Source organism: Ferrimonas balearica, from assembly GCF_019802055.1.
Lineage (GTDB): Bacteria > Pseudomonadota > Gammaproteobacteria > Enterobacterales > Shewanellaceae > Ferrimonas > Ferrimonas balearica_A.
Window position 1 is genome coordinate 13,399 of the sequence record NZ_JAHVHW010000010.1, and the last position, 14,306, is coordinate 27,704.

10 protein-coding genes are annotated in these 14,306 nt (G+C 56.7%); all 10 read left to right on the forward strand.

All coding sequences use genetic code 11. The features are described from left to right. Window positions 1–84: 84 nt before the first annotated feature. The 10 genes from rpoC (at window position 85) to KUV52_RS15705 (ending at window position 14,287) form a co-directional block, all read left to right on the forward strand. A complete protein-coding gene (gene rpoC, locus KUV52_RS15660; RefSeq protein WP_222526891.1) occupies window positions 85–4,293 on the forward strand; it encodes a DNA-directed RNA polymerase subunit beta' in 4,209 nt (1,402 codons plus the stop codon). A 192-nt stretch (window positions 4,294–4,485) separates the two neighbouring features. Then, window positions 4,486–4,860: a 30S ribosomal protein S12 gene (rpsL, locus tag KUV52_RS15665; RefSeq protein WP_013343773.1), complete on the forward strand. Its 375-nt coding sequence runs from the start codon at window positions 4,486–4,488 to the stop codon at window positions 4,858–4,860. Window positions 4,861–4,939: 79 nt separating this feature from the next. Beyond that, window positions 4,940–5,410, forward strand: coding sequence for a 30S ribosomal protein S7 (gene rpsG, locus KUV52_RS15670; protein WP_222526892.1), 471 nt, complete (start codon window positions 4,940–4,942; stop codon window positions 5,408–5,410). 78 nt (window positions 5,411–5,488) lie between these two features. Beyond that, window positions 5,489–7,588 carry an elongation factor G gene (gene fusA, locus KUV52_RS15675; protein ID WP_222526893.1) on the forward strand — a complete coding sequence of 700 codons (2,100 nt, stop codon included), beginning with the start codon at window positions 5,489–5,491 and terminating at the stop codon, window positions 7,586–7,588. An 82-nt stretch (window positions 7,589–7,670) separates the two neighbouring features. Continuing rightward, complete coding sequence (gene tuf, locus KUV52_RS15680; protein ID WP_222526894.1) at window positions 7,671–8,855, forward strand: elongation factor Tu; 1,185 nt, start codon at window positions 7,671–7,673, stop codon at window positions 8,853–8,855. A gap of 166 nt (window positions 8,856–9,021) precedes the next feature. Beyond that, window positions 9,022–9,897 (forward strand): glycosyltransferase, encoded by an 876-nt coding sequence (locus KUV52_RS15685; RefSeq protein WP_222526895.1) that lies wholly within the window; start codon window positions 9,022–9,024, stop codon window positions 9,895–9,897. Beyond that, a complete protein-coding gene (locus KUV52_RS15690) occupies window positions 9,894–11,027 on the forward strand; it encodes a glycosyltransferase family 4 protein (RefSeq protein WP_222526896.1) in 1,134 nt (377 codons plus the stop codon). The genes KUV52_RS15685 and KUV52_RS15690 overlap by 4 nt, the downstream gene beginning before the upstream one ends. Then, window positions 11,024–12,319 (forward strand): O-antigen ligase family protein, encoded by a 1,296-nt coding sequence (locus tag KUV52_RS15695; protein ID WP_222526897.1) that lies wholly within the window; start codon window positions 11,024–11,026, stop codon window positions 12,317–12,319. The genes KUV52_RS15690 and KUV52_RS15695 overlap by 4 nt, the downstream gene beginning before the upstream one ends. Next, a complete protein-coding gene (locus KUV52_RS15700) occupies window positions 12,303–13,418 on the forward strand; it encodes a glycosyltransferase family 4 protein (RefSeq protein ID WP_222526898.1) in 1,116 nt (371 codons plus the stop codon). The genes KUV52_RS15695 and KUV52_RS15700 overlap by 17 nt, the downstream gene beginning before the upstream one ends. Then, the gene (locus KUV52_RS15705; protein ID WP_222526899.1) at window positions 13,415–14,287 is read left to right on the forward strand and encodes a glycosyltransferase family 2 protein; all 873 of its coding nucleotides are present in this window, start codon (window positions 13,415–13,417) and stop codon (window positions 14,285–14,287) included. The genes KUV52_RS15700 and KUV52_RS15705 overlap by 4 nt, the downstream gene beginning before the upstream one ends. Window positions 14,288–14,306: the final 19 nt, after the last annotated feature.

Here is a 14,306-nt window from a genome sequence, read left to right on the forward strand (position 1 = left end):
CGCTGCCTAGGCAGCCTGGTATCGGTCGAGTGCCCCGCTTGCGGGCGGGGCACACGGGTTAAAACCTCCATTTAGGAGACGATCGTGAAAGACTTACTTCAGTTTCTTAAGAAACAGAATGCGTCCGAAGAATTTAACGGCATCAAGATCGGCCTTGCGTCGCCGGACATGATCCGCAGCTGGTCTTTCGGTGAAGTGAAGAAGCCGGAAACCATCAACTACCGTACGTTCAAGCCGGAGCGTGACGGTCTGTTCTGTGCCCGCATCTTTGGTCCGGTGAAGGACTATGAGTGTCTGTGTGGCAAGTACAAGCGTCTCAAGCACCGCGGTGTGATCTGTGAGAAGTGTGGCGTTGAAGTGACCCAGACCAAAGTGCGTCGTGAGCGCATGGGTCACATCGAGCTGGCTTCTCCGGTTGCCCACATCTGGTTCCTGAAGTCCCTGCCGTCCCGTATTGGTCTGTTGCTGGACATGACCCTGCGTGACATCGAGCGGGTGCTGTACTTCGAAAGCTACGTGGTTATCGAGCCGGGCATGACCGCCCTGGAGCGCGGCCAGATGCTGACCGAAGAGGAGTATCTGGATGCCCTGGAAGAGCATGGTGACGAGTTCGACGCCCGCATGGGTGCCGAGGCCGTTCAGCAGCTGCTGAAGGACATCGATCTGGAAGGTGAAATCGCGGTAATGCGCGAAGAGCTGCCCCAGACCAACTCCGAAACCAAGCGTAAGAAGCTGACCAAGCGTCTTAAGCTGATGGAAGCCTTCTACAACTCTGGCAACAAGCCGGAGTGGATGATCATGGGCGTTCTGCCGGTTCTGCCGCCGGATCTGCGTCCGCTGGTACCGCTCGACGGTGGCCGCTTCGCGACCTCCGATCTGAACGACCTGTACCGCCGCGTGATCAACCGTAACAACCGTCTGAAGCGCCTGCTTGACCTGGCGGCTCCGGACATCATCGTGCGCAACGAAAAGCGGATGCTTCAAGAGTCCGTGGATGCCCTGCTGGATAACGGCCGTCGCGGTCGTGCCATCACCGGCTCCAACCGTCGCCCGCTGAAGTCGCTGGCTGACATGATCAAGGGTAAGCAAGGTCGCTTCCGTCAGAACCTGCTGGGTAAGCGCGTGGACTACTCCGGTCGTTCCGTAATTACCGTAGGTCCGACTCTGCGTCTGCATCAGTGTGGTCTGCCGAAGAAGATGGCTCTGGAGCTGTTCAAGCCCTTCATCTACGGCAAGCTGGAAGCCCGTGGCCTGGCCACCACCATCAAAGCTGCCAAGAAGATGGTAGAGCGTGAAGTGGCTGAGGTGTGGGACGTTCTGGACGAAGTGATCCGTGAACACCCGGTTCTGCTGAACCGTGCACCGACCCTGCACCGTCTGGGTATCCAGGCGTTCGAGCCGGTACTGATCGAAGGTAAAGCGATCCAACTGCACCCGCTGGTGTGTGCGGCCTATAACGCGGACTTCGACGGCGACCAGATGGCGGTACACGTACCGCTGACCCTGGAAGCCCAGCTGGAAGCCCGTGCGCTGATGATGTCCACCAACAACATCCTGCCGCCCGCCTCCGGTGACCCGATCATCGTACCGTCTCAGGACGTGGTACTGGGTCTGTACTACATGACCCGTGAAAAGGTGAACGGCAAAGGCGAAGGCATGGTGTTCTCTTCCGTTGAGGAAGCAGAAAAGGTGTACCGCGCCGGTCTGGTTGACCTGCACGCTCGCGTGAAGGTTCGCATCACCGACAGCTACAAGACCGAAGAGGGTGAGATCGTCGAAGAGCGTAAGATCGTCGACACCACCATTGGCCGTTCCATCCTGTCCATGATCCTGCCGAAGGGCCTGCCTTTCGAACTGATCAACCAGGACATGGGTAAGAAGCCGATCTCTGCGGTTCTGAACAGCTGCTACCGTGTACTGGGCCTGAAAGCGACCGTAATCTTCGCTGACCAGCTGATGTACACCGGTTTCCACTTCGCCACTGTGTCCGGTACCTCAGTAGGTATCAACGACATGGTGATCCCGGACGCCAAGAAAGAGATCGTTGCTGCTGCCGAAGAGGAAGTGGCGGAGATCTCCGAGCAGTTCCAGGCTGGTCTTGTGACCGCCGGTGAGCGCTACAACAAGGTGATCGACATCTGGGCCAGCGCCAACGAGAAAGTCTCCAAGGCGATGATGGAAAACCTCAAGACCGACACTGTGATCAACCGTGACGGTAATGAGGAAGAGCAGAAGTCCTTCAACAGCATCTTTATGATGGCTGACTCCGGCGCTCGTGGTAGTGCCGCTCAGATCCGTCAGCTTGCTGGTATGCGTGGCCTGATGGCCAAGCCGGATGGCTCCATTATCGAAACCCCGATTGTGGCCAACTTCCGTGAAGGTCTGAACGTACAGCAGTACTTCATCTCAACCCACGGTGCTCGTAAGGGTCTGGCGGATACCGCACTGAAGACCGCGAACTCCGGTTACCTGACTCGTCGTCTGGTAGACGTGTCTCAGGATCTGGTGATCGTTGAGCAGGACTGTGGTTCCGTAGAAGGCATCTCCGTTAAGCCGCTGATTGAAGGTGGTGACGTGGTTGAGCCGCTGCGTGAGCGCGTACTGGGTCGTGTGGTTGCTCAGGACGTACTGAAGCCGGGCAGCGAAGACGTTGTACTGATCCCGCGTAACACCCTGCTCGACGAGAAGTGGTGTGACGTTATCGAAGCGAACTCTCTGGATGAAATCCAGGTACGCTCCGTGATCACCTGTGAAACCGACTTCGGTGTGTGTGCCCACTGTTACGGTCGCGACCTGGCCCGTGGTCACCTGGTGGCCCAAGGTGAGGCGATCGGTGTGGTTGCTGCTCAGTCCATCGGTGAGCCGGGTACCCAGCTGACCATGCGTACGTTCCACATTGGTGGTGCGGCTTCTCGTGCTTCTGCCGAGAGCAACGTACAGGTTAAGAACAGCGGTATCCTGAAGCTTCAGAACGCCAAGTACGTGACCAACGCCGACGGCAAGATTGTTGTAACCTCCCGTTCTACTGAACTGGCTGTTATCGACGACCTGGGTCGTGAGAAGGAGCGTTACAAGCTGCCTTACGGTGCGGTTCTGGACAAGAGCGAAGGCGATGCCGTCAACGCTGGCGATATCGTTGTGAACTGGGATCCGCACACTCACCCGATTATCACCGAGGTGGAAGGTCGCATTCAGTTCGTAGACATGGTTGAAGGCGTCACCATGACCAAGCAGACCGACGAACTGACCGGTCTGTCCAGCATCGTGATCCTCGACGTGGCTCAGCGTACCAGCGCGGGTAAAGAGATGCGCCCGATGGTGAAGCTGATCGACGAGTCTGGTAACGACATCCTGATCCCGGGCACCGAAGTGCCTGCCCAGTACTTCCTGGGTGGCCACGCGATTGTGAGCATCGAAGATGGCTCCACTGTACGCGTGGGTGACGCTCTGGCTCGTATTCCGCAGGAATCCGGCGGTACCAAGGATATTACCGGTGGTCTGCCGCGCGTGGCCGACCTGTTTGAAGCCCGTAAGCCGAAAGAGCCGGCTATCCTGGCTGAAATCACCGGTACCATCTCCTTCGGTAAAGAGACCAAAGGTAAGCGCCGTCTGGTTATCACCCCGCACGATGGCGGTCAGCCCTACGAGGAGATGATTCCGAAGTGGCGTAACCTGAACGTGTTCGAAGGTGAGAAGGTTGAGCGTGGCGAAGTGATCGCTGATGGTCCGGAGGCTCCGCACGACATTCTGCGTCTGCGTGGCATCCATGCCGTAGCGAACTACATCGTTAACGAGGTTCAGGACGTATACCGCCTGCAGGGTGTGAAGATTAACGATAAGCACATCGAGGTGGTGATTCGCCAGATGCTGCGTAAGTGCATCATCGTAGACGGCGGCGACTCTGAGTTCCTGTCTGGTGAGCAGGCCGAAGTGGCCCGCGTTAACCAGGCGAACCGCGACCTGCTGGCCGAAGGCAAGCAACCTGCGACCTTCGAGCGTGAGCTGCTGGGTATCACCAAGGCGTCTCTGGCGACCGAGTCCTTCATCTCTGCGGCCTCCTTCCAGGAGACCACTCGCGTCCTGACCGACGCTGCCACTTACGGCAAGCGTGACGATCTGCGCGGTCTGAAAGAGAACGTGACTGTGGGTCGTCTGATTCCGGCGGGTACCGGTTACGCTTACCACCGTAGCCGTCAGCAGAAGAGTGAAGAGGCCACCCCTGCGGTGACCGCTTCCGAAGCTGAGCAGAACCTGGCGGATCTGCTGAACGCTGCTGGCCCGAACGACCAGTAATCTGGCCGTATATCGGTAAAGTAAGGGGCGCCGAGAGGCGCCCCTTTTTATTCTGTGGCGATAAAGCCACCAAGGCCTTTGGCTAATTCTTGACACCTACCTGGCAGGTGCTTAAAATTTCGCGTCCCCCATATGCGGGGATCGATTTTTCGCACCTAAAACTGAGTAGTTGAAGCTAATCAGGAGATTTTAATGGCTACTGTTAACCAGCTGGTACGTAAGCCGCGTAAGGACAAGGTTAAAAAGACCAACGTTCCTGCGCTGGAAGCGTGCCCTCAAAAACGTGGTGTTTGCACTCGTGTGTACACCACCACCCCGAAGAAGCCGAACTCTGCACTGCGTAAAGTGTGCCGTGTTCGTCTGACCAACGGTTTTGAAGTTACCTCCTACATTGGTGGTGAAGGTCACAACCTGCAGGAGCACTCCGTAGTGCTGATCCGCGGCGGTCGTGTAAAAGACTTGCCGGGTGTTCGCTACCACACTGTTCGTGGTGCCCTGGATACCGCCGGTGTGAACGACCGTCGTCAAGGTCGTTCCAAGTACGGCGCCAAGCGTCCTAAGTCTTAATGGTTCTCCGTTAAGTAAGGCCAAGCACTTAAATCGTTCATCCTGTTTTGGATAAACCTGAAAAAATCGGAGTATTCCCATGCCAAGACGTCGCGTCGTAGGTCAACGTAAAATTCTGCCGGATCCGAAGTTCGGATCTGAGCTTCTGGCAAAGTTTGTCAACGTAGTAATGCTGGACGGTAAGAAGTCCACTGCTGAGAAGATCATCTATGGTGGTCTGGCAGCGGCTGCTGAGAAATCCGGCAAAGCTGAGTTGGAAATCTTTGAAACTGCACTGGATAACATTCGTCCGACCGTGGAAGTTAAGTCCCGCCGTGTAGGTGGTTCTACTTACCAGGTTCCGGTTGAAGTTCGTCCGGTTCGTCGTAACACTCTGGCCATGCGCTGGTTGGTGGAAGCGGCTCGTAAGCGTAGCGAAAAATCTATGGCTCTGCGCCTGGCAGGTGAACTGCTGGACGCGAGCGAAAACAAAGGTACTGCGGTTAAGAAACGTGAAGACGTTCACCGCATGGCCGAAGCGAACAAAGCGTTCGCTCATTACCGCTGGTAATGTCCCCGGCGCAGCACTTCGGTGCTGCGCCACTTATTGTAAAAGCTGGTGCCACGGCGCCAGTATGAGGATTGTATTGTGGCTCGTACGACCCCGATTGAACGCTATCGTAACATCGGAATTTGTGCTCACGTAGACGCTGGCAAGACCACCACTACTGAGCGCGTTCTGTTCTACACTGGCTTGTCTCACAAGATCGGTGAGGTTCATGACGGCGCCGCGACCATGGATTGGATGGAGCAGGAGCAGGAGCGTGGTATCACCATCACCTCTGCTGCGACCACCACCTTCTGGCGGGGGATGGAAGCGCAATTCCCCGAGCACCGCATCAACATCATCGACACCCCCGGACACGTGGACTTCACCATTGAGGTGGAGCGTTCCCTGCGTGTACTGGATGGCGCAGTCGTGGTGTTCTGTGGCGCGTCCGGTGTGGAACCTCAGTCTGAGACCGTATGGCGTCAGGCTGACAAGTACCACGTGCCGCGTCTCGTGTTCGTCAACAAGATGGACCGCGCCGGTGCTGACTTTGACCGCGTTGTGGAGCAGATCCGCAACCGTCTGGGCGCCACTTGTGTGCCAATCCAAATGAATGTTGGTGCCGAGGACGAGTTCAAAGGTGTCATCGACCTGATCAAGATGAAATACATCAGCTGGAATGAAGCGGATCAGGGCATGACCTTTGAATACCAGGAGATCCCTGCCGAGCTGGCTGACAAAGCCGCCGACATGCGTGAATACCTGGTTGAAGCCGCCGCAGAAGCATCCGAAGAGCTGATGGATAAGTACCTGGAAGAGGGTGAACTGTCCGAAGAAGAGATCAAGAAAGCTCTTCGTCAGCGAACTCTGAACAACGAGATTGTTCTGGCCACCTGTGGCTCCGCCTTTAAGAACAAGGGCGTGCAGGCGGTTCTGGATGCGGTGGTGGAATACCTGCCGGCCCCGGTTGATGTTCCCGCCATTAAAGGCGTGGACATGGACGACAACGAGGTAACTCGTCCGTCCGACGATAATGCGCCGTTCTCTGCACTGGCGTTTAAGATCGCCACTGACCCCTTTGTGGGCACCCTGACCTTTATGCGCGTGTACTCCGGCGTTGCCAGCACTGGCGATGCGGTATTCAACACCGTGAAAGGGAAGCGTGAGCGCCTGGGCCGTATGGTTCAGATGCACGCCAATGATCGTAAAGAGATCAAAGAAGTGCGCGCTGGCGAGATCGCTGCAGCGATCGGCCTGAAAGACGTCACCACTGGTGACACCCTGTGCGACCAGGACCACAAAGTGATTCTGGAGCGTATGGAATTCCCTGAGCCGGTGATTCAGATCGCGGTTGAGCCAAGAACCAAGGCTGACCAAGAGAAGATGGGCATCGCCCTGGGTAAATTGGCTGCGGAGGATCCGTCCTTCCGTGTGGAGACCGATGAGGAATCCGGCCAAACCCTGATCTCCGGTATGGGTGAACTGCACCTGGATATCATCGTTGACCGCATGAAGCGCGAATTCAGCGTTGAGTGCAATGTTGGTAAACCCCAGGTGGCTTACCGCGAAACCATCCGCTCCGCTGTGGAAGTGGAAGGGAAATTCGTACGCCAGTCTGGCGGTCGTGGTCAGTTTGGTCACGTTTGGCTCAAACTGGAGCCCCGCGAAGCCGGCGAAGGCTACGAATTCGCCAACGAAATTGTTGGCGGCGTGGTGCCAAAGGAATATATTCCTGCTGTAGATAAAGGTATCCAGGAACAGATGGCTCAAGGCGTCCTCGCGGGCTTCCCCGTGCTGGACGTAAAAGTTACTCTGTTCGATGGTTCATACCACGATGTGGACTCCAACGAGATGGCGTTTAAGATCGCCGGCTCCATGGGCTTCCGTAAAGGTGCACTGGCGGCTAACCCGGTGTTGCTGGAACCCATGATGAAAGTGGAGATCACCACTCCTGAGGATTGGATGGGCGATGTGGTTGGCGATGTCAACCGTCGTCGCGGCATCATCGAGGGTATGGACGATGGAACTGCCGGTTTGAAGATCGTGCGTGCCAAGGTGCCGCTGGCCGAGATGTTCGGTTATGCCACCGACCTGCGCTCTGCGACTCAAGGTCGTGCTTCCTACTCCATGGAGTTCAGTGAGTACGCCGAAGCCCCGCAGAACGTGGCGCAAGCGGTTATCGAAGCGCGCGGATACTAATGCCTGAAAAGGCGAATAGGAACTCAGTTCGTTAACAGATCAGGTCCTCTGGGCCTGGTCGCAAATTGAAAGGAAAGACGTCGTGTCTAAAGAAAAGTTTGAACGTACGAAACCCCACGTTAACGTTGGTACCATTGGCCACGTTGACCACGGTAAAACCACTCTGACTGCTGCTATCACCAACGTGCTGGCTAAAGCCCACGGCGGTCAAGCTCGTGCTTTCGACCAGATCGATAACGCTCCGGAAGAGCGTGAGCGTGGTATCACCATCGCCGCTTCTCACGTTGAGTACGACACTGAAACTCGTCACTACGCTCACGTAGATTGCCCTGGCCACGCCGACTACGTTAAGAACATGATCACCGGTGCTGCCCAGATGGACGGCGCGATCCTGGTATGTGCTGCTACTGACGGCCCGATGCCGCAGACTCGTGAGCACATCCTGCTGTCCCGTCAGGTTGGCGTACCGTACATCATCGTGTTCCTGAACAAGTGTGACATGGTTGATGACGAAGAGCTGCTCGAGCTGGTAGAGATGGAAGTTCGTGAACTGCTGTCCGAGTACGACTTCCCGGGCGACGACACTCCGGTAATCCAGGGTTCCGCTCTGAAAGCTCTGGAAGGCGAAGCTCAGTGGGAAGAGAAGATCCTGGAGCTGGCTAACGCTCTGGACACCTACATCCCTGAGCCGGAGCGTGCTGTAGACGGTGCCTTCCTGCTGCCGATCGAAGACGTATTCTCCATCCAGGGCCGTGGTACCGTAGTAACCGGTCGTGTTGAGCGTGGTATCGTTAAAGTTGGCGACGAAGTAGAAATCGTTGGCGTTAAAGAAACCGCCAAGACCACCTGTACCGGTGTTGAAATGTTCCGCAAGCTGCTGGACGAAGGCCGTGCTGGTGAGAACTGTGGTGTTCTGCTGCGTGGTACCAAGCGTGAAGAAGTTGAGCGTGGTCAGGTACTGGCCAAGCCGGGCTCCATCACCCCGCACACCAAGTTCACCTCTGAGGTTTACGTACTGTCCAAAGAAGAAGGTGGTCGTCACACCCCGTTCTTCAAAGGCTACCGTCCTCAGTTCTACTTCCGTACCACTGACATCACTGGCACCATCGAGCTGCCGGAAGGTGTTGAGATGGTAATGCCGGGTGACAACATCCAGATGACTGTTACCCTGATCGCTCCGATCGCGATGGAAGAAGGTCTGCGTTTCGCTATCCGTGAGGGTGGCCGTACCGTAGGTGCTGGTGTAGTAGCGACCATCGTTGAGTAATCAACGGTTGCACTAAACCTGAAAAGGGCGCCATTTGGCGCCCTTTTTCTTTTCCCTCTGTTTTCCCCGCATTTAATCCCACTTTCCAACCGGCCCCTCCCCACTTTTTGGCTACGCTTAGATCTCCTCTTTCAGTGTCTGTGATGTGGTTAGGAGGCGGTATCCAGTGGAAAGAACGGATCAGTATTTGGCGGTTGAACCCACAGCAACCCAACGCCCCAGTCGATGTTGCCGGGTATCCGTACTTCTCGCTTCTCTGGGGCGTCCCAGCCTGCTGACGGCACTAAACTCCATCTTTGAAAACCAGGACATCCCCTACGAGGTGGTGCTGATCCTTGATGACCCCGATGTGTCGGCAGAGCAGCTGCTGGGAGGGGTGTTACCACAGCACCGGAGCAGGATCCGGGTATTTCAGAATGCAGAAAATCTCGGTCTGACCCGATCGCTCAATCGCGGCCTCGCGGAGTGCCAGGGTGATATTGTCGCCCGGCTCGACGATGACGACCGGTTTGCGCCAAATCGCTTGCAGCGGGTTGTCGAGCTTTTCGATGCACACCCGGAGGTGGATGTGGTACTGAGCGACACTCGTGTGGTCGATGGAGAGCGCCACTACCGCCTTACTGTCCCTCATCGGCATGATGAGATTCAGGCTGCTTTGCAGCGTCGCAATGTGCTGGTGCATTCCGCATTCAATATCCGTCGATCCGCATTGGAGCGGGTAGGGGGGTATAACGACGCGTTCCGCTATGCCCAGGACTATGAGTTGTACCTGAGGCTATTGCGTGCGGGCATCCGCTTTATGGGAGTCAACGAAGCCTTGGCTGAGCGGAATGAAGAGGAGGGCACCATAACGGTGAGCCGCCGTCAGCACCAGGCGTTGTTTTCTCTGTCGGCGCTGTGTCTTCACCATGCATCGGCATGGCGGGGGGATGGCGAACAGATTCAGGCGATCTGTGTGGCATTCGCCCGTTTTGTCGCCCCGAAAAGCCTGCGCCGAGGAGTGCGCTGGTTTCGTGCGGTGTCCAAAGGAGGAAGAGCATGACATCAGGCAACACGGTGTTGGTGATCTTCTCCTATGGCATGTCCGCCACCCGCTGGAAACAGATGGGGATTCTCTCGAAAGAGAAAGTGATTTTTGAGGCGTACCTGGAATCCGGATTGGCTGATAGGGTGCTTTGGTTTACCTATCATCCGGACGATTCCAGGCTGGTGGCGGAGGAGCAACAAGCGGGTCGTCTGCACCCCGGGATCCAGGTCATCCCTGCGCCCGATTGGGCCGTTAACCCCCTGGGCAAACTGGTCTATTCCCTGATAGGCCCATGGCTACAACGAAGGGCATTCGGTCAGGCGACGGCGATGATCAACCACCAAACCAGCGGCTGTTGGACGGGCTTGATGGCCCGCTTGCTGTTAGGCGGCCGCTTTGTCTATCGCTATGGCCATTCATTGTGGCGTCGGCATCTTGATCGCAAGCAGTACGCCAGGTTGGCCTTCTCCTGGCCGCTGGACCGATTGGCTCTGGCCTGTTCCGACCATGCGCTGGTGTGCACGGAGAGTGACTATCGTGCGACCTCCCAGGCTCCCCACATCAGCCATTGCCCCAATTTCGTGGAAGTGGGGCGCAGTGCCTGTGATGCTCCGCCTCCCTCGGAAAGGCCGGAGCGAGCCGCTTATGTGGGGCGGCTGATGCCATTCAAGAACCTGTTCGCACTGATTGAGGCTTGTGCTGCTCACGGTTTGCCCCTTGATCTGTATGGTGATGGCCCCCTGCGCGACGAGCTGGAAACCTATGCGGATTCGATCGGTGCCAACTGCCGCTTTCTTGGTGTGCGCCCCAATGAGGAGGTTCGCGCGGCGCTGCCAGGCTATCGTTGGTTTTTCCTGGTCAGCAACTATGAGGCGATGCCTAAGGCGTTGCTGGAGGGGATGGCTGCGGGTTGCGTCTGTGTGGCAGCCCCCAACTATGGTTGTGCTGAAGTGATTGAAGACGGTGTGGATGGGGTACTCAGTACTGACTGGAGTGCCGCCGCCATTCTGGAGGCGATGCTCCGGGCCGAAAGTGGCGATATGGACGCTATGGCGCGACGGGCCATGAGCAAAGTGCAGGAGCAGTATTCCCTGGAGCGTATTCTGATGCTGCATCGGCAGGCCCTGCTGGGGAGTGGCAGATGAACAACACCATGACCCTCGCTCGGGCTTACCCTCAAACACTCACCGGTTTGGGACTCTTCCTGCTGTTCTGGACCCTTGCGGTCATCATGGTGAAGCTCGAAATGGGTTTGCCTGCCCGAGTCTGGGTGCTGTTATTGGGCCTGGGCTGGTTTGCGCTGATGTTCAGGGTACCCTGGCGGACGTTGCTGAACGATAACGCCCACCTCAATGCCTTAGCCGCAATCATGCTGGTTGGTGTGCTCACTACGCTATTAAATTCACTGGACTGGAGCAATGCCATCCTGATGGCGGTTAAGTGGGCGCTCCAGCCAGCCCTGGCGTTCCTCTTTACCTTGTTGGTTTGCCATCTGTACGGCACCCGGCCGGTGATTCTGATCTTTCTGGCGGTGGTCGCACTGACGTCCGTGATTGCCGTATTGCAAGGGCTCGAATTTCAGCCGGCCTGGGACCTGAAGTACCGCTTTGAACAGTGGCAGGGCCTGGACCGGGCCCAGATCTTCGCCATTGAGCAGGAATCGGGGGGGGATGCCTACCACGATCTGTACCGTTCTCGTGGCCTCTCTTACTCTCCAATCCATCTTGGGTATCAGATTACTCTGGTAGCGGGGCTGCTCTATTACGCCGCCATTCGTGCGCCACAGCTAAACCCTTTGTCTCCATTCTGGACCTGGAGTTTGCTGCTGTTGCTGTTGGCTGCAGCCATCTTTTCCGGCACCCGTTCGACCATTGGCGGGCTGGTCCTGCTGCTGCCTCTGCACTTTCTGTTTTGCCATAGCAGGCGGGGACTGGCGGTACTGCTGGCACTCCTGTTCGCTTTGATGCTGCCTTTGCTGTTTATGCTGGCGTCCGAACTTCTGGATTTACGGATTTTCAGTACTTCTGACTCCAGCATGCACTCCAGAGTGCCCCTTACGCTGCTTGGCCTGCAGTTGTTCTGGGACAACCCACTCGGGCATGGCTGGCTGATTGAGGCGAGTGACCTTGCTGATCAGTATTGGCACCGGCTCTACCAGATAGACAATGCTGAAGTGGTGGTGTACCGGGGTATCCATAACCACGCGGTGAAGATGTTGTTTGTCTATGGCGTCTTTGGGGCAGGGATCCTGGTGCACTATCTGATTAAGCTGAAGCAGCAGTTTGGCGTTGCCATTCTGGTGGCGTTGGCCCCCTATGGATTCCATGCGCTGTTCCACAACGATGGGATCTTCCTGGGGGGGAACTACATCTGGGTATGGTTGGGGATCATGCACTGCTATTGGATGGAGCGGGGGCAAGATGACTCGACGGCTTAAGGTGGTTTGGCTCGGTGGACGTGGCTTTCACTCCAGCTATGGGGGGGTCGAAAACGCCATACGGGAACTGGCAAAGGAGAGCGCCCGCCTTGAGGATATTGAACCTTGGGTAACGGGCAAAGGCCGCAGTTGGTGGTTTGTTCAGAAGCAGGATTCCGGCGTCAATCTGGTCGAAGCTCCTAAATGGCTGGGGCGTTTGGGTCATGCAATCTGCAGCCTGGGGTTGCTGCTGTACGTGATAGCCAGAGTCCGGCCCGACACGCTTTTCCTGTTTGCCTCAGGCCCCAGTCTTTTATCGGTTATTGGACGTGGCTTTGGTGCTCATACGGTTGCCTGTTTGAGAGCGATTGACAGCCAGCGGGATGGGTGGCGTGGACTTAATCAGGGAATACTGAGGCTGGGTGAGTATGCGGCGACCCATGTCGCCCACCAGTGCACGGTGAACAGTTTGGCGATGCAGCGTTTTTTTGCGGCGAAAGGGCTGGACACCATCTATATCCCTAACGGCATTACGCCTTTGGCTGAACCTCTTCCTGGCTATCTGGAGAGCTTGAATGTGTCGCCCGAGGGCTATCTGCTGTATGCCGGAAGGCTGGATCCGGTAAAGCGTCTGGATGTGTTGCTGGAGGCACATCAGCAACTGCCTGAGAGCTCCCGCCCACCCCTGATTGTCGCGGGTGGAAAGTGCAAGTCTCCGCAATACCAGACTAAGCTGGAGAGGCTGGCCTCTAAGCAGGTGCGGTTCCTGGGGCATGTGGGCCAGAGGGAGATGTCTACGCTGATGGCCCATTGCAGCCTGTTTGTTTTGCCTTCCGTATTGGAGGGGATGTCCAATAGCCTGCTGACGGCAATGGGGGCGGGCAGATGCGTATTGTGTGCCGATGTACCAGAGAACGCGGACGTTGTTGCTGGTGATCCAAGGGTTCTGTTTGAGGCTGATAACGTCAATGCCCTTCGAGAGCAACTGACGGCTCACCTTGAGCAGAAACAGCGTAGGCAAGAGGTCGCTAAAACCATCAAAACCTTATCGAACAACTACAGTTGGCGCGAATCAGCAGCGGCGTTTTGCCAGCTAGCGCGTGAGGGGAGGGGAGGATGAACAGATCGGACTTAATCACTGTTGTAATTACCACATACAACCGCCCGGATCGTTTGGCCAAGGCGATCGCCAGCGTAGCGGCACAGGACTACCCGAATCTCGAGCTGGTGGTTGTAGACGATTGCTCGTCCAAAGATTATTCCTCGGTGCTTAAAGGGGCTTCTATCCCCCTGCGTTACTTCAGACAGGAGCGGAATCAGGGGGCCTGTGCTGCCCGCAACCTGGGTATCCGTGAAGCCAAGGGGAAATGGATTGCGTTTCTGGATGACGATGATCAGTGGGCGCCTGAAAAGCTGTCTCGGCAAGTTGCCGCCATCGGAGAGGCGGATCTGTGCCTTTGTGGTTACCGGGTGATTGAGAACGGTCATGTTCAAGTGCTCCCCCTTAAGCAGATCAGTGCAAAGCGCCTGTTCCGGTACAACCGGATATGTGGTACCAGCGGAGTCTTGGGCCGGACTGAGGCGCTGCGTCAGGAGGGGTTTGACGAGTCCCTGGTCTGCTCCCAGGACTGGGACCTGTTCTTACGTTATGCACTGCGTCAGCCCCTCCGTTATGTGGCGGCGCCGCTGTGTTTGTTCAGTGATGGCTCGCACGAACGGATAAGCAATAGCGCCAAGGCACTGTCGATTCCTCAGATTGAGCGCCGTCTTCTGGCCGTAGAGAAGCATCGCTCAGTGATTGGGGAGGATTGCTACCGCTCTAAAGTGGCGGCGACGGCATTGGCTTACATTGGGTCTCGCAGTAACAAGCTTGAGGCGCTGCAGTTCGCCGTAAATAGGGCGGGTTGGAAGGCATCGTTGGCCTACCTATTCAATAAAGTGGGACGCCGAAGCAGTGCTTCCCGGCCCACCAAGTTGGCGGAGGAGTAGTTATGGTGCCTGACTTCGG

Coding starts and splice junctions, on each gene's coding strand:
- rpsL (WP_013343773.1), top strand. CDS start 4,486: ATGGCTACTGTTAACCAGCTGGTACGTAAGCCGCGTAAGGACAAGGTT.
- rpsG (WP_222526892.1), top strand. CDS start 4,940: ATGCCAAGACGTCGCGTCGTAGGTCAACGTAAAATTCTGCCGGATCCG.
- KUV52_RS15690 (WP_222526896.1), top strand. CDS start 9,894: ATGACATCAGGCAACACGGTGTTGGTGATCTTCTCCTATGGCATGTCC.
- KUV52_RS15695 (WP_222526897.1), top strand. CDS start 11,024: ATGAACAACACCATGACCCTCGCTCGGGCTTACCCTCAAACACTCACC.
- KUV52_RS15700 (WP_222526898.1), top strand. CDS start 12,303: ATGACTCGACGGCTTAAGGTGGTTTGGCTCGGTGGACGTGGCTTTCAC.
- KUV52_RS15705 (WP_222526899.1), top strand. CDS start 13,415: ATGAACAGATCGGACTTAATCACTGTTGTAATTACCACATACAACCGC.